Source organism: Alteromonas algae, from assembly GCF_049117195.1.
Taxonomy (GTDB): Bacteria; Pseudomonadota; Gammaproteobacteria; order Enterobacterales; family Alteromonadaceae; genus Alteromonas.
This window is the reverse complement of record NZ_CP185260.1, coordinates 3,386,628-3,409,270: the sequence shown is the minus strand read 5'-3', so window position 1 is coordinate 3,409,270 and position 22,643 is coordinate 3,386,628. Positions and strand designations below refer to the sequence as shown.

At 40.5% G+C, this 22,643-nt stretch carries 18 protein-coding genes and 1 pseudogene; 17 read left to right on the top strand and 2 right to left on the bottom strand.

The genetic code is table 11. The features are described from left to right. Positions 1-19 precede the first annotated feature (19 nt). The 15 genes and pseudogenes from ACOJRU_RS15160 (at position 20) to ACOJRU_RS15090 (ending at position 18,633) form a co-directional block, all read left to right on the top strand. Positions 20-1,075 (top strand): glycosyltransferase family 10 domain-containing protein, encoded by a 1,056-nt coding sequence (locus ACOJRU_RS15160; RefSeq protein WP_421132566.1) that lies wholly within the window; start codon positions 20-22, stop codon positions 1,073-1,075. A gap of 94 nt (positions 1,076-1,169) precedes the next feature. After that, on the top strand, positions 1,170-3,779 hold the full coding sequence (locus ACOJRU_RS15155) for a glycosyltransferase family A protein (RefSeq protein ID WP_421132565.1): 2,610 nt from the start codon (positions 1,170-1,172) through the stop codon (positions 3,777-3,779). Positions 3,780-4,010: 231 nt separating this feature from the next. Then, the gene (gene wecC, locus ACOJRU_RS15150; protein WP_421132564.1) at positions 4,011-5,273 is read left to right on the top strand and encodes a UDP-N-acetyl-D-mannosamine dehydrogenase; all 1,263 of its coding nucleotides are present in this window, start codon (positions 4,011-4,013) and stop codon (positions 5,271-5,273) included. Between the two features lie 46 nt (positions 5,274-5,319). Next, on the top strand, positions 5,320-6,447 hold the full coding sequence (wecB, locus tag ACOJRU_RS15145; protein WP_421132563.1) for a non-hydrolyzing UDP-N-acetylglucosamine 2-epimerase: 1,128 nt from the start codon (positions 5,320-5,322) through the stop codon (positions 6,445-6,447). A 57-nt stretch (positions 6,448-6,504) separates the two neighbouring features. Continuing rightward, positions 6,505-8,790 (top strand): CgeB family protein, encoded by a 2,286-nt coding sequence (locus ACOJRU_RS15140; protein ID WP_421132562.1) that lies wholly within the window; start codon positions 6,505-6,507, stop codon positions 8,788-8,790. Positions 8,791-8,822: 32 nt separating this feature from the next. Further along, on the top strand, positions 8,823-9,542 hold the full coding sequence (locus ACOJRU_RS15135; RefSeq protein ID WP_421132561.1) for a DUF6270 domain-containing protein: 720 nt from the start codon (positions 8,823-8,825) through the stop codon (positions 9,540-9,542). 62 nt (positions 9,543-9,604) lie between these two features. Beyond that, positions 9,605-11,566, top strand: coding sequence for a glycosyltransferase (locus tag ACOJRU_RS15130; protein WP_421132560.1), 1,962 nt, complete (start codon positions 9,605-9,607; stop codon positions 11,564-11,566). Positions 11,567-11,692: 126 nt separating this feature from the next. Beyond that, positions 11,693-11,853: pseudogene (gene glmM / locus ACOJRU_RS15125) on the top strand (phosphoglucosamine mutase); the annotation flags it as partial. 66 nt (positions 11,854-11,919) lie between these two features. Then, on the top strand, positions 11,920-12,159 hold the full coding sequence (locus ACOJRU_RS15120) for a hypothetical protein (protein WP_421134780.1): 240 nt from the start codon (positions 11,920-11,922) through the stop codon (positions 12,157-12,159). A gap of 12 nt (positions 12,160-12,171) precedes the next feature. Next, entirely contained in the window at positions 12,172-13,056 is an 885-nt protein-coding gene (gene rfbA, locus ACOJRU_RS15115) for a glucose-1-phosphate thymidylyltransferase RfbA (RefSeq protein ID WP_421132559.1), read from the top strand. Between the two features lie 12 nt (positions 13,057-13,068). Further along, positions 13,069-13,614 carry a dTDP-4-dehydrorhamnose 3,5-epimerase gene (gene rfbC, locus ACOJRU_RS15110; RefSeq protein ID WP_421132558.1) on the top strand — a complete coding sequence of 182 codons (546 nt, stop codon included), beginning with the start codon at positions 13,069-13,071 and terminating at the stop codon, positions 13,612-13,614. A gap of 21 nt (positions 13,615-13,635) precedes the next feature. Continuing rightward, positions 13,636-14,505: a dTDP-4-dehydrorhamnose reductase gene (rfbD, locus tag ACOJRU_RS15105; protein ID WP_421132557.1), complete on the top strand. Its 870-nt coding sequence runs from the start codon at positions 13,636-13,638 to the stop codon at positions 14,503-14,505. A gap of 36 nt (positions 14,506-14,541) precedes the next feature. After that, complete coding sequence (rfbB, locus tag ACOJRU_RS15100) at positions 14,542-15,636, top strand: dTDP-glucose 4,6-dehydratase (RefSeq protein WP_421132556.1); 1,095 nt, start codon at positions 14,542-14,544, stop codon at positions 15,634-15,636. 87 nt (positions 15,637-15,723) lie between these two features. Beyond that, on the top strand, positions 15,724-17,409 hold the full coding sequence (locus ACOJRU_RS15095; RefSeq protein WP_421132555.1) for a glycosyltransferase family 2 protein: 1,686 nt from the start codon (positions 15,724-15,726) through the stop codon (positions 17,407-17,409). Positions 17,410-17,445: 36 nt separating this feature from the next. Next, on the top strand, positions 17,446-18,633 hold the full coding sequence (locus ACOJRU_RS15090) for a nucleotide sugar dehydrogenase (protein WP_421132554.1): 1,188 nt from the start codon (positions 17,446-17,448) through the stop codon (positions 18,631-18,633). Positions 18,634-18,717: 84 nt separating this feature from the next. Here ACOJRU_RS15090 and ACOJRU_RS15085 read toward each other — a convergent pair whose 3' ends face one another. After that, positions 18,718-19,110, bottom strand: coding sequence for a hypothetical protein (locus ACOJRU_RS15085; protein WP_421132553.1), 393 nt, complete (start codon positions 19,108-19,110; stop codon positions 18,718-18,720). A gap of 331 nt (positions 19,111-19,441) precedes the next feature. On the opposite strand from ACOJRU_RS15085, the gene ACOJRU_RS15080 reads away from it, so the two are divergent. Further along, positions 19,442-20,131 carry a DUF6445 family protein gene (locus ACOJRU_RS15080; protein ID WP_421132552.1) on the top strand — a complete coding sequence of 230 codons (690 nt, stop codon included), beginning with the start codon at positions 19,442-19,444 and terminating at the stop codon, positions 20,129-20,131. A gap of 5 nt (positions 20,132-20,136) precedes the next feature. Beyond that, the gene (locus ACOJRU_RS15075; protein ID WP_421132551.1) at positions 20,137-21,672 is read left to right on the top strand and encodes a tryptophan halogenase family protein; all 1,536 of its coding nucleotides are present in this window, start codon (positions 20,137-20,139) and stop codon (positions 21,670-21,672) included. A 40-nt stretch (positions 21,673-21,712) separates the two neighbouring features. On the opposite strand, the gene ACOJRU_RS15070 is transcribed toward ACOJRU_RS15075, so the two are convergent. Continuing rightward, positions 21,713-22,633, bottom strand: a complete 921-nt coding sequence (locus ACOJRU_RS15070) for a hypothetical protein (RefSeq protein WP_421132550.1) — start codon at positions 22,631-22,633, stop codon at positions 21,713-21,715. Positions 22,634-22,643 lie beyond the last annotated feature (10 nt).

Below are 22,643 nucleotides of genomic sequence, written 5' to 3'. Positions count from 1 at the left end.
GAAGCGCGGTAGGTCTAGTTTGCATAAAAAAATTTCGATATATATATTTGGACAATTTATAAAGCGCATTCCATTTAGTTATGCATCATATAGCCCGTATTTCTCTCAATTCTTTGAGGTCGTAGATCAACCGGAAAAAGCTGACTTTTTAGTGTGTGGCTTTTTTGGAGATATTAAAACCAGTTCGGAACTGATCGCAGCTGCAAAAGGAAAAAACAAAAGCGTACAGATAGTCGTGCTATCAGAAGAGCCATTGTGGGACACGCTTTGGTATTATCGTTGGGAGCGACCTATTCATGACGTTATTGTCGAGGTGGATGGTAGGACCCAAAAATGGCCTTTTCATTTTGTGAACCACGCTAACTCAGATATTTTTGATTTTCACCAACTTCCATATTTCATCACTACTGAAAATTCGTACACGCAGAGGTATTGCCAATTAATTAAACTGTCCAGTTCTCTCTCGTCAAAAGAAATACTTAAACGTTGGCAGCGAGCAAAAAGTAGATATTCTTTCATTGCAGAAAAACGTTTACGAGATGCTTATCATAAAGAAGATCATAACTCTCAACTGCTTGGGTTAAGTGTGTATAGAACGAAGGTTGCAATGGAGGTACAACAACAATGCACTTCTACACGGTGTATAGGGAAGGGGTGGGAAAGCGAAAATGCACGACAAAGCCTGGCAGATTGGCATCTAAATAAAATAGTCACATTATTGGATGATAACTTCGTTGTATCTGCTATCGAGAATACCGTGGTTGATAATTACATCAGCGAAAAACCTTTCGACGCAATATCACTTGGCGCTTTACCTGTTTATTGGGCAAACGACTCTCATAGAATTCACGAGTTTATTAGCTCAGATTCAATGATAAATATTTCTGGTTTAGATTTCAGGGACGCCGCGCGATTTATACTAGACTTTAAGCCAACAATTTCTAATGTAGAAGCTTTGATTCAAACAAGAGAGTCTTTTCTAGAACGTATAACTGCAAAAAACGTATTGACCGAAGAAAGATGCTTAGTAGCTGCGAAAACATATCTACACTTTCTAAACTTGCCGCATTTGTAATCACAAATAGTTACTCAATCTGATACTTGGTTGCGCGTTACCCCAACTGCTCGATATACTGACTCGCTATGATATTGGAAGGGTGTGTAAGTAAATGGATGCAAAAAATAACAATAGCGAAAGCTTTTCATTGTTAAAGTTGGCGCAATGTGCAGCATCAGAAAAACGCAATAAAAGTGCGGGTTTGTTGTATAAACTGGCAATGCTAGCTAAACCACACCTTTCGTATTCAATATCTCGATTGTTGGAAACCCATGGCATTCAAGATGACATCGTTAATACACCCTTCCCAAATTTATGCATTATTGCAGACGTAAAATATAGTGACGTGGTAAACGTACTTTTGCAGCAGATTGAAATTTTCTCATTAGAAGTATGGAAAGTAGTGTTGTTTGCTGATGCTAGCTCTTATGAATCTAATACAATAGTAGACGAATTTAGTTCTAAACATGTAAATGTTGAAATTAAAGATGCCTCGTCTTCTTCTCCACTAAGTTTTTGGCTAGAGCATTCATTAAAAGATGAAAGCCGCGATGTGTTGCCTGTTTTTGTAAATCGAGAGATCCTTTGCGAGCAATTCCCAAAAAACGATTGTCTTCAGCTGCTAGCACAGTCTTTGATTCACCCAGGTAATCAAAGCCACGCATTTAATAGTGGTATCGCGCATGACGTCGACCTATCAACGGTAGCAAACTTCGATTTGGTGTTAACCGTTACCTCTGATGCGGTAGCTGAAGAGACGTTAAAAAGCCTGAGCTTATTTTCTAAATATACGGGAATAAAAGTTCATTTGGTCGCATCATCAGCTAAGTTTATTTTCGACTCTGAAAACATAATGACTTGGTTAGAAGGTGAAATAATAGAACGACTTCAGGCTAGCGACAGCGACTTTCATTTCTGTTCTGATGTCACTGAATTTATAAAAAAACTTAATGCTGAAAAAGCAGTGATTTTGCCTATTGAGCTAGCTTTATATGCCACACCGCTACTATACAAGCTGACCTTTCACGCTTTTGATATACCTACGTACGTTAGCGACTGGTTTCAAGTTGTATCGGTAAAGGAAGTTCAAAATTCGGGTGACGCTCAGTTTAAATACTCACCGTTGAAACCCTCAACGGAATTGGTTTGGCAGAAGAAAGTCTCAGGGTTTATTACAGATCAAGCTATAAATCGTTTAGGCGGTGTAGAAGCATTTAGAAAACACCGCTTGGCCTTTAATGGAATCCTATTTTCGGAAATTGACGAATGGTGGTTGCTTGGAAACACTAACTTTGAAAATACAAAAGGCTTTAATTGTTTTCCTTCAGAAGTAAAAAGTAATGGTAAAACGTCGCTGGTTTTTGATATTCAGCCCATTACGCAAGAGCAGCACCCTGCCTTCAGATATTTACCTGCTAGTTCAATTAACTTAAGGCGCAGAGTTATAACAGCTCGCCGGCTTCCAAATATTGGAGTTACAAAAACATCGCAGAACGCGCTATTCGTTATGACTTGTTTTAACAAAGAGCAGTTTATTGAAGAAAGTGTTTATGGCGTACTCATGCAAACGCACCCTAACGTGAAACTCTATGTCTGCGATGACGCTAGCACCGACAATTCACTCGCCGCGGCCAAAAATATATTATCGATTGTAAAGCCAAATTTTTCATTTGATATCTATGAAGGAAAAGGTGGAGAAGGCACCTATCAGTTAAGAAATAAGATAATTCATCAATCACTCAACAATAACTCGGTTTATTTCATTAATGATGCTGATGATATTAGCTGTGCAAAAAGAGCTGAACTTCAGTTAAACCAGTTAGCTTCACCAGAAAAGCTATATACATTTGGCGATATTACAAGAATTGATTCGCGTGGGCGTGCTCTCACGTTAGAGGGAGTGTCTGAGCGTTATGGAACGGCATCTTTCGCCGCGAAAACTGAAATACATCAGCAATATGGGTTTTATGAAAACCTCCAAAAAGGCGCTGACACAGAATTTATTGAACGAATGCAATTTTATGCACCTTCTAACTTAGGGGGATGGTGGCGATATCCTGTTTTATTTCAAAGCTTCACAAGCGATAACTTAACTTCGGATATATATGCGATTACAGAGCAGGGGAACTTAGTTCAGAATATAAGTGCAAGAACTAAGTACTTAGAACTTTCTAGAGAAAGACACAAGAAAATGCTAAAAAGCTCTTTGTGCAAGGTGTTTACTTATAACAACTTAAGTTTCCCTGTAAATTATCATCAGAATATTTCAGAGTTCTTCACTTCCACTTCCAATGCTGAAATATTACCAGACGTTACACCAGAGTTGACTATTACTAGCAAGGGGTTAGCCGATTTAGGGTGGGAGACTTTACCTGCAAAAATTAACAAAGATGACAATAGTAGTTTTTTGCGCCTAATGTCGGAACTGGAGCCTGATCAACACGAATACTTAATGGTGAAGGATACAAGTGGCAGCACGATACTTAATGTTTTACAAAAAGAAGACAGGGGGCTTCTCTTTAAAGCTGTGGGTAATTTAGGGGTATGCTTTGTGGCTATCTATTTGAATAAGGATGGCGAAAAATTATCTCACCAGTTTTTTTGGGTAAATCAGGTCATGCCTGTTAAAATACCTCCGGAATGCAGAAAAGTGCAGTTAGGGTTTAGAATTCAAGGAAAGGGCACTTGTGACTTTGAAGCGGTGGAAGTTGGTGAGTTTTGATAATATTTTTATATTATCCGCCTACACATAACCATTGATATAAATACTCCGAAGTGGCAATTGCCTTTCAAAAAAGTAGATTTTGCCAATTTGAGAGTGGCTTTTTAATATGGTGAATATATCTTTCGAATGCACTTAATCAAGAATATCTGGAACCAAAAGTGCAAAGTTTTTTACACGCTGACATCTGCATGGCGTGGAAGATAAATTGTTGTTTAATAGGGCTAAATAATGGATTTTAATATTTTGTCAGTAGTTGGGCTGGGCTATATAGGGCTCCCTACAGCTGCTGTTTTCGCATCTAGAAAAATGAAAGTCATTGGTGTAGATGTCAGCGAGAAAGCGGTAAATACAATCAATCGTGGAGAGATCCATATTGTAGAACCTGACCTCGATTTAGTTGTTCACGCAGCAGTAACAGAGGGTTATCTACGTGCGACTATGACACCTGAACCTGCAGATGCATTTATTATTGCCGTGCCAACACCTTTCAAAGACAACCACGAAGCAGATCTCACGTATATCGAGAGCGCATCTAAAGCGATTGCGCCTGTGCTGAAGAAAGGCAACTTAGTAATATTAGAATCGACTTCTCCTATTGGTGCCACCGAAAAAATGGCTGAGTGGCTAGCAGAAGCGCGGCCAGATTTATCTTTTCCTCAGTCTAATGGCAGCGATTCTGATATTCGTATTGCGCATTGTCCAGAAAGAGTGCTACCTGGTCATGTTCTAAGAGAGTTGGTAGAAAACGATCGCGTTATTGGAGGAATGTCGCCTGCATGTTCAGAAGCTGCTATCTCCTTGTACAAAACTGTTGTAAAAGGTGAATGCGTAGTAACTAACGCACGAACAGCAGAAATGGCCAAACTCACTGAAAACAGTTTCAGAGACGTCAACATTGCTTTTGCTAACGAATTATCAATTATATGTGACAAGTTAGATATCAATGTCTGGGAATTAATTGCGCTTGCTAACCGCCACCCAAGAGTAAATATATTGCAGCCTGGAGCAGGTGTAGGTGGTCACTGTATTGCTGTTGATCCTTGGTTCATCGTAGCGAGTGCGCCAGAACAAGCAAAAATTGTTAGGACTGCTCGTGAAGTTAACGACTCTAAACCTGAATGGGTGCTTGAACAAGTTAGAACAAAATTGGATGAATGGCACAAAGCGAATCCTAATTTAGGGCGAGAAGACGCACGAATAGCTGTACTTGGGGTTGCGTTCAAGCCTGATATCGACGACTTGCGAGAAAGTCCTGCCCTGGGAATTGCTGAAAGGATCAGCAAAATGGGCTGTAAGACTATGGTAGTAGAGCCGAATATAGAAGAACTACCGCAACTGCTTGGTGAAGAAAATGTTTCTTTAGTCGAAGTAGACCGCGCGTTGAAAGCGGACGTTATTTGTATATTGGTGAAACACACTGCGTTCAGTAAAGTCAAAGACAAATTAGCAGCGCATGAAAGTGTTTTAGACGCTGTTGGTCTGCTAGCGTAACAAGTGTCGTAAACTAACTTCTCAATTTTATTTAAGAATAATTCATATGAAAGTACTTACCGTTTTTGGTACCAGGCCAGAAGCAATAAAGATGGCTCCTCTAGTAAAAGAGATGGCGAAGGATAGCGCTGTCGATTCGAGAGTGTGTGTGACTGGACAGCATCGTGAAATGCTCAATCAAGTTCTTGAATTGTTCGATATATCGCCAGACTTTGATCTGAAGATAATGAAGCCAGGACAAGATCTTACAGACATTACATCCAGCATACTGCTTGGGTTGAGACCGATACTTAAAGAGTTTAGCCCTGATATTGTTTTGGTTCATGGCGATACAGCAACAACGTTTGCAGCTACCCTTGCTTGCTACTACCAGCAAATTCCAGTGGGTCATGTGGAAGCCGGACTAAGGACTGGCAACATTTATTCTCCTTGGCCGGAAGAAGCAAATAGGAAACTGACTGGGGCTTTAGCCGAGTTACACTTTGCTCCAACTGAGAAGTCAGCGGCTAACCTCTATAATGAAGGCATTGATAAAAAGAAGATTTTCATTACCGGGAACACTGTTATAGATGCACTTTTGGAAGTAGTGAATAAGTTGGAAGAAAATCAAACTTTAAATGCTCACTTCTCTGAAATGTTTTCATTTCTTGATAAGCACAAAAAATTGATTCTTGTGACTGGGCATAGAAGAGAAAGCTTCGGTAGTGGTTTTGAAAGAATTTGTGAATCACTTGCAAAAATTGCGAGCGACAACCCTGAATGCCAAATAGTGTATCCAGTCCATCTCAACCCGAATGTACAAGAGCCAGTGAAACGTTTACTTTCTGATATCGATAACGTGACGTTGATAGAGCCCTTGGATTATCTTCCTTTTGTTTACTTGATGAATCAAAGTTATTTGATCCTTACTGACTCTGGCGGGATTCAAGAAGAAGCACCATCGTTAGGTAAGCCCGTCTTAGTAATGCGTGAAACAACTGAAAGACCTGAAGCTGTAGAAGCTGGTACGGTAAAGCTTGTAGGTACTGACGTAAAATTAATAACGGATACAATTTCTTCATTGATTAATGATTCTCAGTTTTATGAAGAAATGAGTTTTGCTCACAACCCATATGGAGATGGGAAAGCAAGCTTAAGAATATGCGAAGTTATCAAACAGAAGTTCGATAACTAACATGCTCCCTGTTGCCCGCGTGACTACGCCAAAATAACCTAAGAAACTTATACAGACATGCTGAAAAAACACTTACGATCAATAAGCTCGCTTGTTATAAAAAAAGATCAAGCGAGCTTGAATAAAATGAAAGCTAAATTATTGGCGTCTCGCTGTTTCGATGAAGACTGGTATAAACGCTCATACCCTTCGGTTATGAAGAAACGTAGGTGGAAAAATAGTCCTATTGACCATTTTCTAGAAAAAGGACTCGAAGAACAAACATCACCTGGTATTTGGTTTGATTCAAAGTGGTATTTAAATCAAAACGAGGACGTTGCAAAAGCGGGTATCAATCCACTTATTCATTACCTCCATCACGGTCACAATGAGGGAAGATACCGATCTAGCAAATCTCTGTTTAACCCTATTGTTTCTGAAAACCAATTTATTCGGTTAGATGAAGAAGGAATTACGTTCCAGTGCCCAGTTATTGGTGACAGTTACGAATTCAATGTTTCTCTACTTTACCAACAATATCAAGATGCTAAGTTAAATAAGCCATGCGGTATTCTTTTGGTAAACTGCTTCGATAATGAAGGAAAAAGTGTAAATAAAAATGTTAAGGGCCTAAAGTGGTCGGAAATGTATAATTGTTGGTATCGCTATCTCACACAGCATAGCACTGATGAACTTAAGACTGACAAGTTTACGTTTGAAGTTCCAAATAATACTGTCTCAATCACTACTCGAGTTTCAAGCTGGGCTAGTTCGTCATTAGAAATTAGAAATAGCTTCCGTTTTTGTACACCTCAATTTTCTTCATTACGAAAATTGCCTACACGCAGTTTGAGCGAAAAACCGAATAAAGCTCTGAAAAGAGCTGGTGAGTTGAAAGTTGCTTTTATTGCAGATGAATTTACATACAATAGCTTCAAATCAGAGTTTCAGCCTATTATTGTTGAGCCCAATAATTGGAAAGATAGATTTAATTCAGAAAAGCCGGATGTCTTCTTTTGTGAGTCTGCGTGGTCGGGAGTAGATAGTGTTAAACGCCCTTGGAAAGGTAAAGTCTACGCCAGCAAAAACTTTGCGAAAGAAAACCGTTTAGAGTTACTAAGCATATTGGAATATTGCAGAAAGAATAATATTCCAAGTATTTTCTGGAACAAGGAAGACCCTACTCATTATACTGATAGAACGCATGACTTTGTAAAAACGGCGCGGGAGTTTGATTTTGTTTTCACTTCTGCGGAAGAATGTGTTGAAAAGTATAAAAAGGACTTAGGGCTTAAAAATGTATTCGCTTTACCTTTTGCGACAAACCCGAACCTTTTTAATCCACTGCAGACCGAGTCTCGTTCTAACAAAGTGGTTTTTGCAGGTAGCTGGTACGCTAATCATGAAGAGCGCTCTCGTGTTATGGAGCAGGTGCTAGATTCTCTTATTGCCGCGGGTTATGAACCTGAAATATATGATCGCTATTTTGGTGGAGGCGATCCTCTTCACGAGTGGCCTGATAAATACAAAGCCTTTACTAAGGCGGGTCTGCCTCATGACAATATGCCTCAAGTCTATAAATCTTCAGTGCTAGGTTTAAATTTTAATACAGTTACAGATTCTTCAACCATGTTTGCTAGACGCGTTTTTGAGCTCATGTCGTCGAATACACTGGTAATATCCAATTATGCTAAGGGAGTCGACGAAATGTTTGGCGGGCTAGTCGTGTTTGCAGATAAAGAACCTGACAAGCTTCAAATGTTGACTGAAAACGATATAGATAGCTTGAGAGAAGCTGCATTAACTAAAGTTTTGAAAGAGCATACATATAAACAGAGATGGAAATATGTACTTGACTGTATTGATTATGAAGTATTGCCAAGTGAGGAAAGCGTTACATTGTCTTGTCTGGTAAACAGCGAAGAAGAAGCATTAAGAGCTATTAGTCAATATGAAGAAAGTTTTGGAAGAAATAAAAGCTGTAGTTTACTTTTAGTAGTTTCTGAAAGGATAAGTGATTTAGAAGTATCTGAGTTCTATAAAAAGTTTAATCGCTTTGGAGTTTCGGTAACTTGCTCAAGTTATTTATCACGTTACGCACAGAGCAGTGATTTCAGTTTAATTCAGAGCGATTTTTTCGTTTTGTACAATTTAGAGAATATGCCGGAGCGTGAATGGGTAGAGCATGCGATACTGCATTCAAGTTATATGGAGTCTCACCCTGTATCAAAGGCACCACGAAACACAAAATATAGACTTATCGATTCCTCTAATTTTAAAGCTATCGTAGGGCAGGCGCAGATGTTTTTAGACGTTTACTCTGCTTTCTACAATGGGACTACGGTACGTGTGTATGAAGTTTAATTGTATTCTATTAATGATGCTCGGTACCTAAGATGAGGTTAGTTGTTTACGGAAGTTGTGTTAGCCGAGATGCGCTTGAATATGCAGATTTTGATTGTGAACTCGTCAAATATATAGCCCGGACTAGTTTAGCAACTCAACAGTCTATACCTGTTATAAAAAGTGACTTACTTGATGCTTTACCATCATCATTTCAAAGGAAAATGATGCGTGTCGATATGGAGAAGTCATTGCTTTTTCTGTTGGATGAATGTGACTTTGAGCTACTTCTTTTGGACTTGATTGATGAGCGGTTCAGTATTGGTTTGTTCGGAGCAGGGCGCCTTACACTAACAAACGAATTTCTCAATGTGTACCCTAAGAATATTGAATACCTTGAATGGAATAGGTTCAGCGACGAAAAGTTTGAAGCTTGGTGCCGAGGATTCAACGAACTGATGTTTGTAATCAGGCAAAAGAGAAACAAACCCACAGTGGTGCTCAACAAGGTTTATTTTGCAGGCTACTCGGGCGTTGATAAGAATAGCGCAGTTGAGTGCACTTCATTTATGTCGACTGAAGTAACACGGAATAACATTTTTTTGAATAGAATGTATGAATATATCGAGTCAAACTTTATTGACGTTAAGATTCTTGAATATTCAGATTCCCTCTTTATAGCTAACCCTAATCATAAATGGGGATTAGCACCATTTCACTATATTGATGAGCTATATGATGAAACCATGTCAAAACTTTCAGCGTTCAAGTGAATAACTAGTATGAAAGTTTAACAAAGATGTTTTTGCTCAGTAATTAATTCGGAAAGAAGTTGATGGATATTTCAATTGTTATCCCATGTTATAACGCTATGGGGAAAATGGAGCGTTGTTTGGCGTCTCTGAGAGAACAAACTATTCTAGATTCTCGGTTTGAGGTGATTTTTGTAGACGACTGCTCGAGCGATGGAAGCTATGAGTACTTGAATGAGCAATGCAAAAAACAACACAACTGGTCTGTTTATCAACTAACAAAAAACAGTGGCTCACCATCTAAACCCAGAAACTTGGGCGTTGAAAAGGCACAAGGGGAGTACGTGTTCTTTCTTGATTGTGATGATGAAATTTTACCGGATACTTTAGAAATACATTATGATTCTGCTGTTGAGAGAAACGCTTGCATTGTTAGAGGCTATTTGCTGACTGATAACGGTGTTGCACAGACGGCAATGAATGAATTGTCATCATGGTCGACTTCACTAACCAAGCTTGAGCGTATTAAGTTAATTATTAGTCAGCAAAGCACAACCGTTTCAAGCCTTATCAAAAGAGATTTAATTGTTAGTGAAAATATTAACTGGCCTGAAGATATAAGAGTTGGCGAAGACTCACTTTTCCTAATAAAGGTCCTATCTAAAAGTAGCAATATTGAATATATTTCTCACCCTACTTTCATTTATAACAAACGGAAGACATTTACTCTTTCAAGTACTCAAGAATACGGTAGTAGAGAACTAAATAATCACATTGACGTTTGGGGGCGTCTTATTGTGGCAATGCGAGAAATCGGTCTTGAGTATGTAACGTTGCGTTTAAAAATTGGTTTGCAAACTGCAATACGTGGCTTAATTTTTAACAACAAAAAAGAAATAAGTAATTTAGATTTCGAGAGATTCGCTAAATTTGTAAATTCTCACAAAAATGAAATTTTAAAACACAATTTTGATAATCATGTTAGTGAAATCCTCAATACCCTCATAACTAGAGATTTTGAGGGGTTCACGGAGATGCGTAAGCCTAAACTGTTAATTGCTGGACATGATCTGAAGTTTATTAAACCAATGATTCCCGAATTGAAGAAGTCTTATCAGGTTAAGGTTGATGAGTGGACTGGCCATGATTCACACGACGAATCACTCAGCAAAAAGCTTCTGCAGTGGGCTGATTATATTTGGTGCGAATGGCTGTTAGGAAATGCAGTATGGTATTCAATGCACAAAGCCCCAAATCAAAAATTAATTATACGTATGCATCGCTTTGAACTTGGGCGTGATTTTGGCGAAAAACTCGACCTTAAGAATGTTGATTCAATTGTTTGCGTTTCCCTATTGTTTTTTGAAAAACTGCTGGAAAGATTCCCTTCGATACCACGCTCAAAAGTTAAACTTATTCATAACTTTGTAGATACTACAGAGTATCTACAATCAAAATCTGAGAATAAGTTTTACAATATTGCCCTAATTGGCTCTGTTCCAGCTAGAAAAGGTCTCTATAGAGCACTTGAAGTTCTTCAGCATTTAACAAGTGTGAGTCCAGCCTATAAATTAAAGGTATTCGGTACTAAACATTCAGACATACCCTGGTTACAAAAACACTCTGATGAGATGTCTTATTTTGATGAGTGCACGTCTTTTATTAAAGAGAATCACTTAAACGATAATATAGAGTTTTTAGGTCACAGGGACATAAAGTTAGCGCTAGCTGAAGAAAACATTGGATTTGTCCTTTCATTAAGTGATGACTCCACGGGCATCCCCGGCCCTGAGAGTTTTCATCTAGCGATTGCAGATGGCTTTTCCGCTGGAGCAAGATCGTTAATTTTAAAGTGGTCTGGGGCTGAATATATTTACAATAACGAAGATATATTTAACTCACTCGAAGAAATAAAAAGCGCTATTCTGAAATCTCCTACCGATGAAAATTTTCATGCTAGAGTATCGTCAGGTAAGTCTTTAATGGAGTGCTATAACTCAGCCAACTTTTTAAAAGATTTTCAAAATGCCTTCTCTGAACTCTAGCTACTGGCTTTCTCGGGCTATTTTGGCGTCTCTATTTTTTTTGTTTGCATGACGCGATTCAGTTTTTTTCAGCCTGAGACCGTCCCCGTCTGGCAAGATAGTTGGCACGCTGATGAGTAACCTGGGGTGGAGCATGCTTTAAATGAATTGGATATTCCATTCGTTCGAACGAAAGTAGGCGATAGGTATGTAGTGGAAAAACTTAACGAGACCGGATGGCGTATAGGGGAGAAACCTCAGGACATATCCTCAACTTAGATTACACCTTTACCGGCGATGCAATTATTGCCGCGTTACAAATACTCGCTGTAATTGTAAAAAGTGACTATACCCTGAAAGATCTAAAAGTTGGTATGACTAAACTACCTCAGTGTATCGTTAATGTAAGACATGAAAATTTAAATTCTGTGCTCAATACGTCTGCAGTAAAGCAAGCCGTTGCAGATATAGAAGAGCAGCTCGGTGTCTCGGGGCGCTTTGTGCTTAGGAAATCAGGTACTGAACCACTAATACACGTTATGATTGAATCTATGAATGCTGAGTTATCTAATGATCTAGCGAATAAGCTGGCTCAAATTATTAAAGAAAATTAGTAGGGAAAGATAATGAATAGAAAGGGGATTGTATTGGCAGGTGGTTCAGGTACAAGGTTGTACCCACTTACAAAAGTGGTCAGCAAGCAGCTTATGCCCGTTTACGATAAACCTATGATTTATTATCCACTTTCTACGCTTATGATGTCCGGAATTAAAGACATCATGATTATCACCACTCCCGAGGAACAGGCGCGTTTTATAGAACTATTAGGCGATGGTTCTAAATGGGGCATCAATTTAGTTTATGCCATACAACCTAAACCTGAAGGGTTGGCCCAAGCTTTTCTTATTGCTGAAACGTTTCTTAATGGGGCTAGCGCCACTCTTATCCTTGGAGATAACATTTATTACGGTCACGATCTTACAATGTCGTTGAAAACCGCTAATACCCAGAAAAATGGCGCAACTGTATTCGGTTACCATGTTAACGACCCAGAGCGTTACGGCGTAGTTGATTTTGATGACAGTTGGAATGCGCTCTCAATAGAAGAGAAGCCAGCACAGCCTAAGTCCAACTATGCAGTAACCGGTTTGTATTATTACGATAGTCGCGTAGTTGATTTTGCCAAAGAGGTGAAGCCATCTGTGCGTGGTGAGTTAGAAATTACCGACTTGAATAATAGGTATCTTCAAGATGGAAGCTTAAAGGTTGAACTAATGGGGCGCGGCTCAGCATGGCTCGATACAGGGACAATCGATAGTTTACTCGATGCCTCTAATTTTGTTGCCGCAATCGAAAAACGGCAAGGGCTTAAAATTTGTTGCCCAGAAGAAGTGGCCTACCGAATGGGGTTTATAGATGCAGCCCAGGTTGAAAGGTTAGCGGCACCACTAGTTAAAAGCGGTTACGGCGATTATTTGCTGAAAATTATCAGTGGCCGAGTAAAGCAATAAAAATAGGTTGTTATGCAAGTTATAGAGACTCAAATTCCCGATGTTAAAATCATCGAGCCAAAAGTATTTGGCGACGAGCGCGGCTTTTTTTTAGAAACCTTCCGCACCGACTGGTTCAAGAAACAGTGCGCTGATGTAGATTTTGTTCAGGACAACCACTCAAAATCAAGTCAAGGTATCCTTCGCGGTCTGCACTATCAGTTAGAACAAACCCAAGGCAAACTGGTTCGTGTAGTAAGCGGTGAAGTTTATGATGTCGCCGTTGATATGCGCAAAGACTCACCCACGTATGGTAAATGGGTTGGGGTAACCTTATCGGCTGAAAACAAGCGCCAGCTTTGGGTGCCTGCAGGCTTTGCGCATGGTTTTTACGTAACCAGTAAGTCTGCTGAGTTCGTTTACAAATGTACCGACTATTATCACCCTGAATCTGAAGTGTCCGTGAAATATGACGACCCTACATTAGGCATCACATGGCCTTTGGTGAATGGCGAAAAACCCTCGCTTTCAGAGAAAGATGATAATGGCACCGCGTTCGTTAATGCACCTACGTTTTAACGGCTTAAGGATGTGCTGCAAATGAATATTGTAATAATAGGTAAGTCTGGCCAGTTAGCGTTTGAGCTTTCTCGTGAACTAGAAAATAGCAAGCACCGCGTTACGTTTTTGGGGCGCGGCGATATAGATATCACGAGTCGCGAAAGCGTTGAAGTTACGCTGGCGCCGTTATCAGCCGATGTTCTAATTAATGCGTCTGCGTATACGGCTGTTGATAAAGCTGAAGACGATACTGAAGCGTGCAATGCTATGAATAGCCTCGCGGTTAAAAACCTTGCAACGTTTTGTAAATCCCACGGTATTTTTATGGTGCATGTGTCTACCGACTATGTATTTAATGGCCTTAAAGGCTCACCGTATTTGCCTAACGACCCTATTGAGCCGCAAGGCGCGTATGGTAAGTCGAAAGCTGAAGGTGAAATAGCACTGCTTGAAATACTGCCTGATGCGAGCTGCTTGATCCGCACGGCTTGGGTGTATTCATCGCACGGCAACAACTTTGTGAAAACCATGCTGCGCTTAATGGCTGAAAAACTACAACTTGGTGTAATAGATGATCAAATTGGTACGCCTACATGGGCCAAAGGCTTAGCTGAAGCTTGTGTGTCTGCAGCTGTAAATAATATAGAAGGCGTGTATCACTGGACTGATGAAGGCGTAGCAAGTTGGTATGACTTTGCGTTAGCTATTCAAGAACTAGGCATAGAGAAAGGGTTGCTTAATAGCGCTATTCCGGTATTGCCTATTCCAAGCAGCCAATACCCGACACCGGCAAAGCGGCCGCATTACAGCGTTTTAGATAAACAAACTGCACGCGAAGCTTTCGCATCATGTAAGCCTACTCACTGGCGTAAACAGTTAGCCAATATGCTTGATGAATTAAAAGCGTAATCGGTACCAGCAAAATTCTATTTTGGTATAAAGAAAATGAGTAAAACAATTTTAGTAACAGGTGGTGCCGGCTTTATTGGCTCTGCGGTAGTGCGCCACCTAATAAACGATACCGACCATACTGTTGTAAATGTAGATAAGCTTACCTATGCAGGTAATTTAGAGTCGCTTACTTCTGTGTCAGATAGTCAGAGTTACAGCTTTGAAAAAGTTGATATTTGTGATGCTGAAGAAATAAAGCGAGTGCTTACAGAATATCAGCCAGATATAATTATGCACTTGGCAGCAGAGTCACACGTAGACCGCTCTATTGACGGCCCAGGCGAGTTCATTCAAACCAACGTAGTGGGTACTTACACCTTGCTTGAGCAAGCGCGTGCGTATTGGTCGGCACTTGAAGGCGATAAAAAAGCGGGCTTTAAGTTTCACCATATCTCTACCGATGAGGTATATGGCGACTTGCCCCACCCTGATGAGGTGGCGCCCGGCACTGATTTACCATTATTTACCGAAACTACACCTTATGCGCCCAGTTCACCCTATTCAGCAAGTAAGGCAAGTTCAGATCAGTTAGTGCGATCGTGGCTTCGCACTTATAAGCTACCTACGTTAGTAACGAATTGCTCGAATAACTACGGGCCTTACCACTTCCCTGAAAAGCTTATTCCACTTGTCATTCTAAATGCATTGGCGGGTAAACCCCTGCCTGTATATGGAAAGGGTAATCAAATTCGCGACTGGTTGTATGTTGAAGATCATGCTCGTGCTTTAGTGTTGGTTGCGCTGAAGGGAGAAATTGGTGAAACCTACAACATAGGTGGGCACAACGAAAAGAAAAATATAGAGGTTGTTCAAACAATTTGCGCTATTTTAGACGATGTTAAACCCAAAACCGGCGCTTACAACGCTAAATATGCTGAGCAAATTACTTACGTGCAAGACAGGCCTGGTCACGACATGCGCTATGCGATTGATGCAAGTAAAATACAGCGTGAACTAGGTTGGACACCACAAGAGACTTTTGAAAGTGGCATTCGCAAAACCGTAGAATGGTACTTGAATAACGAAAGCTGGTGGAAAGCGGTTCTTGATGGCAGTTATCAGGGTGAGCGCTTGGGCACGGGTAGCTAATACCCATACCAGTTTACAAGTGTTAAACTAACAAACCGCTGCTAGTTAAAAGCGGCTTTCTTTATTTTAAGGCCCTAAATCGTCCACATGAAAAAAATTGTCATGCGCTCTGTTCGCGCAGCCCTTCAACTCGTACCTAAAAATCTTAAGACCAAGCTTAAGAAAAGCGAGCGTTTAACTAATTTTTATATTAGCGCGGTAAGAAGGTCTGGGCTTTTTTTTGATGCACCCACCCTTAAGCAAATTCACAACCTCTATCAAGGGTGGTTACATGCCAATCATTCTTTGCTTACTCAGCAAAACAACGAAGCGGAGCAACCGTGGCAAGCCATTATTTTAGGTTGCAAAGAGGCGTTCTCTGAAACCGAACAAGCTGTTTTAGCGCTAGGTGCGAAAAACGCGATTTCTATTAATAGTGAAGATAAAAACGGGTTTCAACATCAAATAGGTAATGTTGACAGCAATCTACCTACTCTACTTTTGAGAAGCGGTGACACACTGTGCACTAGTGCAATAGAGCACTTTCTTGAAGCGCTTAAAAGCGCTGACATTGTCTACAGCGATACAGACGAAGCGTTAGAAAACGGTGAATATACCGCTCCGCGTTTTTTGCCAGATTGGAATCCAGAACTCCAGTTGTCGACAGGTTACGTTCGTACCGGGGTAATGTTACAAGCGGACAGGCTCGAGAACGCAGTGTGTTTAGATTCGATAGCCGAAATTTTAGCCAAGGCAGCGTTAAGTAGTCAGCATGTGAATATAAAGCACATTCCGCTTCCTCTTGTGCATGCGTGTTTTGACGATGATGATACGGCAAGAGATTTGAATGCAATACGTAACCAAATAAACAGTATAAGCCATGCATCAGTAATGCTAAGCCGCGAGCAGAGCATTAATAGGGTTATGTGGAGAAACTCTTCACCGCTTGTTAGCTTAATTATTCCGACGAAAAATGGTAAACAACTTGTTCAAGATTGTGTTGAATCTATCTTAGAGAAAACCACATATTCGAATTATGAAATAGTGCTGATAGACAACGGCTCAGACGAAAAAGAGAGCCTCGATTATTTTGACTACCTTAATACACTACCTAAAATTAGCGTGTTACGGTATCCGGGCGTATTTAACTATTCAGCGATAAACAATTTTGGCGTAAAGCATGCCAAGGGAAGCGTAATTGGGTTAATTAATAACGATATTGAAGTGATAACACCCGAATGGCTAACTTATATGGTGGGGCATGTTGAAAGAGAAACAGTAGGCTGCGTTGGTGCGAAGTTACTTTACTCAGATACACGGATTCAGCATGCTGGTGTTGTATTAGGTTATGGTGGTGGCGCTGGCCATGCACATAAGAATTTCCCTCGTCATCACCGTGGTTACTTAAATCGTATAACAGCAACTAATAATTTCAGTGCAGTAACCGCAGCATGTTTGCTAGTAAAGCGTAGCCACTTTGAAAAGGTTGGTGGTTTAAATGAAGAGAAGCTTTCGGTAGCGTTTAACGATGTCGATTTTTGTTTAAAGGTAAAAGCGTTAGGCGTGAATAATGTGTACTGTGCCGAAGCTGAATTATTTCATCACGAGTCGGTAAGTAGGGGGCTTGATATCTCACCCGAAAAAGCCGCAAGATTTAATCGAGAACTCGCGTTTTTACAAACGACATGGTCGCGTATAATTGACAATGATCCGTGTTACAGCCCAAACCTTACATTAAAACGTGAAAACTTCTCGGTAAAATCAAAAGAAGAGTTTTCAGATAACGTGAAATAACGTAATTTACGGATATAACCGGAAAGTATTAGGTAAATGGAATCAACAATGAAACAGTACAAAATTGCCGTAGCCGGTACAGGGTACGTAGGGCTTTCAAACGCAGTGCTTCTTGCACAACACAATGAAGTGAAAGCGGTAGACTTGGTTGCTGAAAAAGTGGCAATGCTAAATGACAAAAAGTCACCGATTGAAGACAAAGAGATCTCTGAGTATTTAGCAACAAAAACGCTTAACTTAGAAGCAACGCTAGATGCTGAAGTGGCGTATAAAGATGCTGATTATGTGGTTATCGCCACACCTACCGATTACGACCCACAAACCAACTACTTTAATACGGGCAGCGTAGATGCGGTTATTAAAGCTGTAATGAGCGTAAACTCCAATGCGGTGATGGTAGTGAAGTCTACGGTACCTGTTGGGTTCACCGAAGAAGCTAAAAAGCGCCACGGCACGCAAAATATTATTTTTTCTCCAGAGTTTTTGCGTGAAGGCAAAGCCCTATACGACAACTTATACCCAAGCCGCATCATTGTGGGCGAGCGTAGTGAGCGTGCCGAAGTATTTGCTTCTTTGTTGCAGCAAGGTGCAATAAAAGAAGACATTGAGGTATTGTTTACAGATAGCACCGAGGCCGAGGCTATTAAGTTGTTCGCGAACACGTATCTAGCGATGCGCGTAGCTTACTTTAATGAACTTGATAGCTATGCTGAGCGCAACGGTTTAGACACCAAGCAAATTATTGAAGGGGTGGGCTTAGACCCACGTATTGGTAAGCACTACAACAACCCAAGCTTCGGTTACGGCGGTTATTGCCTACCAAAAGATACCAAGCAATTGTTGGCTAACTACAGTGAAGTGCCGAACAATATGATTCAGGCCATTGTAGATGCTAACCGAACGCGTAAAGATTTTATTGCCGATTCGATTGTAAGCCGTGGGCCTAAAATCGTCGGTATTTATCGCTTAATCATGAAAACGGGTTCGGATAACTTCCGCGCCAGTGCTATTCAAGGCATTATGAAACGTATTAAAGCGAAAGGTATTGAAGTTATTGTATACGAGCCTGTGCTCACAGAAGATGAGTTCTTCCGTTCTCGCGTGGTAAATGACCTAGAGGCCTTTAAGAAAGAATCGGATGTTATTGTGGCTAACCGCGTGACCGATGACATTGCCGATGTGCTTGATAAAGTATACAGCCGTGACCTGTTTGGCGCAGATTAATTGCTAAGTTATAAATTAATGGTTAAGCCATTAAAAAAGCCGAGCATACGCTCGGCTTTTTCATATGTTACATACCGCTCACGGTTAATCTTCCGAATCGCAGTCTTCTACGTCACCGCCCATTTTTTCTTTCATGGCAACGCATGCTTCGTACATTTTCTTTTTAGTTGCATCTGTTAACTCTTCGGCTTTTTCTGCGCCTTCATCCATCATTTCAGAGGCTTTTTCTTTGCCGTCTTCATAGGCATCAGAGGCCATGTCCTTGCCATCTTCGTAGGCTTCTGAAGCGCTATCTTTTGTGTCATCCCATGTGTCTGCCGCTTTATCTTTGGCATCTTCATAGGCAGCGGCCGTTTTTTCGCCCGCCGCTTTCATTTCTGCTTTAACGTCTTCTTTAGGCGCATCGTTTGCGTCAGAACACGCGGTTACGCCAAATACAGCCACTAATAATGCTAGCGCTATTGTTTGTGTTTTCATTGTGAAACTCCATTTTTGCTGAATTCAGGTAGGTATGGCGTAAAGGTTTATAAAACGGAGTACGCCGTCATCAGCTAAAAAATAAGGAAGCCCCTTTATTTTTACTGACACCTACAACTTACATTGTAAATAAACCGATTAATAGCAATTAATAGGCGTAAGGGGTTATTTAATACATCAGTTACTATGTAAGGAATATGTGGCCTATCTATTTCGGCTTATTTTGATTGGGCGTAAACATTTTCTATGCAATAAACTACATTTAAGGTTAAGGCTTATAGTATTGCATTTTAATTCTACTCGACGAAATTGGTAATAAGAGGTACAAACGATGAAGGTCAACTTTAAGGCGCGGCCTCGTGTCGAAATGATAAACGAAAACATACCTATGCTGGTTATTGATGATTTCTATGAGGACCCGCTTGAAGTACGAAAGCAGGCATTAAAAGGGTATTTCGAGCGCTCAGAAGCTGGTTACCCTGGTAGGCATGAGCCACTTGATATAAACAATGACGATGTGCTGCTTAGTATGACATTTCTACGTGAAGTGATAAGGATAGCATCAAACTCTGATTTTCCGATGGAAATGGTGAGCACTGACTTTTCACTTCTTACCACACCAAGCACATCTGTTCTAAAAAACCAAAGCCATCCACATACTGACGGAGTAGCGTTGGCAGGTATTGTTTATTTGAACGAGACGAGCATGGGCGGGACATGTTTTTATGAAAACACTATTTTGAATAGCTGCGTTTTGAATAGTGAAAACGAAGCAGATTATGACCGTCTACGAGAGAATCAAAACTTAAAAGAAACGTCTGGTTATGTTTCCAGCGATTTCGATATGTGGAAGTTGGTCCATAAAACCGAAGGAAAATTTAATCAATTAGTTATGTATGTTGGAAATGTTTTTCATTCTGTGAGTGTTACTAGCGAACCTGACCCTACTAACTTGAACACAGCAAGGCTAACGCAGCGTATATTTGTCGAAACTGTGGCGCCCGTTATGGGCGAGGAGTAATAAATATGTCTGAGACAACTATCGTTATTGCGGGCGGGGGAAGTGCAGGTTGGATGAGTGCATTATATTTAGAAAGAGTATTTGCTAAGTTTGCAGGGCGCTTTCGAATCATCCTTATCGAACCCTCTGAGATACCAACGGTTGGGGTGGGTGAGGCGACTATTCCTACAATAAAACACTTTTTTAAACAGCTTGAAATTCCAGAAGTTGAGTTAATGATTAAGTCCGATGCTTCAATTAAATCTGGAATTAAGTTTGTTAATTGGTTATCAGGAAGTAATGAAAGTTATTACCATCCGTTTGACTCACCTAATTTCTCTGATGGTTTTACGATAGCAGAGCATTGGGCTTCAATGGCGCTAGCAAATAACCCACTAGCACAACGATTCGATTTCGACACAGGTATTGTAAGCAAACTTTGTGAAGATAACCTCATTTTAAAGTCGTCATCTGACACCTCCTACGACTCCCCCGTTCCCTATGCATACCACCTTGATGCTGTAAAATTAGCAAGCCATTTAAAGCATGTTGGTTTACAACGTGGAGTTGAGTCGGTAGACGGAGTTATTCAACGAGTAGATGTGAGCGCGCATGGCAACATTAGCGGAGTCGCATTAGATAATGGACAATTCTTAAAAGGAGACTTTTTTTTAGACTGTACAGGCTTCTCCTCCATACTAATGAATGCACTGGGAAATACTGATTTTCAAAGCTTCAACGAAGAATTACCATGTGACTCCGCTATTAACTTAAGGCTTCCAAAGGCATTGTTGAATAGAGAGCAAACGCGTTGTTTTACGACGGCCACAGCTAAAAACGCAGGATGGATATGGGAAATTGACCTACCAGAGCGAACCGGATGCGGGTACGTTTATAGTAGTAAGCACCTTACAGAAGATGCCGCAGCCGAAGAGTTAAGGTGTCATTTGGGCCTAGAAGATATTGATACGTTTCAGTCTCACCGGTTCAACTCAGGGGTAAAGAGAAAGGCATGGTTCAAAAATTGTCTTGCAGTAGGGCTATCAGCAGGTTTTTTAGAGCCATTAGAGTCTACTGGTCTGCAGTTTATTGAAGTAGGTTTGAGAATGTTCACAGATCATTTTTCAGTAGCGAGTGACGATAACGAAGCATTAAGTGCACGGTATAACGAACAGTTCACCAAGATTTATGATGAAGCTAAGGATTTTATTGTACTGCATTATTATTTAAGTAGAAGAAGAGATACATCGTTTTGGCGAGCAGCGACCGACGATAAAGTAGTGAGTGAGCGGTTACGTGAATTGTTAGTGTTATGGCGGCATAAGCTTCCCACTGAATATGAATTTGCCGATACTTCTTTGTTTGGTCATATAAACTATATGTATATATTGGCTGGAATGAATGCGCTAATAAACGCTAAAAATGATAAGATTCGAAGGATTAGAGTTGAAGATAGTGAGGCTTTATTTAATGAGCTGCGTAGTATTCAAAAAAGAGCTCATGCAAAATCATTGCTACACGATGACTTTTTAACACGGTTAAGAGCTCCATTCGGTCTGTAGGTCGACATGGTTAATGTCGACCTAAGTGACGAACAACACATTAAGCTTTTACAGGCCTACCTCGTGAGTCGAACCGTTTGACCAGCCCTAACGTGGCCAAAAGGTAAAGAAACAGTGATTCAGGTGCGGGTACCGGAGATGAGCGAAGCACTTCGGCCACTTCTACAGAGAGATTTACTTGATTTAGACTGAATTGACCGACACTGGCCGCAATCTCTATATCTAGCATCCCATCTGCATTGATGTCATCTAAAGTAAGTTGGCTTAGGCTTTGTTGAACAGAGAGTTGTCCAGACCAGACATCATACTCTGTTGTTCTATTACTGTAATATCGGTCGTACGCGTAAAGGTCTGCCCCTAAGTAATTGTTATATATAAATCTAGTGCGGGTCGTGTCAAATACTCGTGGGGAAGTTATTGATGAGTTTTGAGACTGTCCTACAGTGTCACTCGCAGTTTCACCACTACCAAGTGACACTCGCATCGTGTCTTTTACGAGGTCTGTGTAGCGTTCTAAAGTGTCTCTCTCGTATTGGTGCTCTTGATAATTTCTACTTGTATATAGTGTTCTGTATCCGGAACGACTACTCCAACACCAGCTGCATCTGTAACTATAATAATCTCTATAGTTCACTGTCGCGGTTCTATTCTGACTACTAAATAATGTATATGCTGATGCGCTAGAACTTGGATCAATGTTAGCGCTAGACATTCCTAATACACTCAACGACGCAGATACGACATTATGCGATGATAATGTGGCTCCTGTGGGCAACAGATCAAGAATATTGAATTGACCTGAAAAGCTGTTGGATTGAGTGACTTGGTTTGATGTTAGTGAAAACGAGTCTGTAATATTGATTACGGCGGCATTTGCCCCGCTTCCTATTAGCAGAGCTCCTGTAGCACTAGCAAGCTTAAACTCATTACTTAGGCGGGATTGCGTAGTCGAATGTGCCATTAAACTTCTC

Coding starts and splice junctions, on each gene's coding strand:
- wecC (WP_421132564.1), top strand. CDS start 4,011: ATGGATTTTAATATTTTGTCAGTAGTTGGGCTGGGCTATATAGGGCTC.
- ACOJRU_RS15080 (WP_421132552.1), top strand. CDS start 19,442: ATGAAGGTCAACTTTAAGGCGCGGCCTCGTGTCGAAATGATAAACGAA.
- ACOJRU_RS15095 (WP_421132555.1), top strand. CDS start 15,724: ATGAAAAAAATTGTCATGCGCTCTGTTCGCGCAGCCCTTCAACTCGTA.
- ACOJRU_RS15085 (WP_421132553.1), bottom strand. CDS start 19,110: ATGAAAACACAAACAATAGCGCTAGCATTATTAGTGGCTGTATTTGGC.
- rfbA (WP_421132559.1), top strand. CDS start 12,172: ATGAATAGAAAGGGGATTGTATTGGCAGGTGGTTCAGGTACAAGGTTG.
- ACOJRU_RS15135 (WP_421132561.1), top strand. CDS start 8,823: ATGAGGTTAGTTGTTTACGGAAGTTGTGTTAGCCGAGATGCGCTTGAA.
- ACOJRU_RS15140 (WP_421132562.1), top strand. CDS start 6,505: ATGCTGAAAAAACACTTACGATCAATAAGCTCGCTTGTTATAAAAAAA.
- ACOJRU_RS15075 (WP_421132551.1), top strand. CDS start 20,137: ATGTCTGAGACAACTATCGTTATTGCGGGCGGGGGAAGTGCAGGTTGG.
- rfbC (WP_421132558.1), top strand. CDS start 13,069: ATGCAAGTTATAGAGACTCAAATTCCCGATGTTAAAATCATCGAGCCA.
- wecB (WP_421132563.1), top strand. CDS start 5,320: ATGAAAGTACTTACCGTTTTTGGTACCAGGCCAGAAGCAATAAAGATG.
- rfbD (WP_421132557.1), top strand. CDS start 13,636: ATGAATATTGTAATAATAGGTAAGTCTGGCCAGTTAGCGTTTGAGCTT.
- rfbB (WP_421132556.1), top strand. CDS start 14,542: ATGAGTAAAACAATTTTAGTAACAGGTGGTGCCGGCTTTATTGGCTCT.
- ACOJRU_RS15130 (WP_421132560.1), top strand. CDS start 9,605: ATGGATATTTCAATTGTTATCCCATGTTATAACGCTATGGGGAAAATG.
- ACOJRU_RS15090 (WP_421132554.1), top strand. CDS start 17,446: ATGGAATCAACAATGAAACAGTACAAAATTGCCGTAGCCGGTACAGGG.
- ACOJRU_RS15070 (WP_421132550.1), bottom strand. CDS start 22,633: ATGGCACATTCGACTACGCAATCCCGCCTAAGTAATGAGTTTAAGCTT.
- ACOJRU_RS15155 (WP_421132565.1), top strand. CDS start 1,170: ATGGATGCAAAAAATAACAATAGCGAAAGCTTTTCATTGTTAAAGTTG.
- ACOJRU_RS15120 (WP_421134780.1), top strand. CDS start 11,920: ATGACTAAACTACCTCAGTGTATCGTTAATGTAAGACATGAAAATTTA.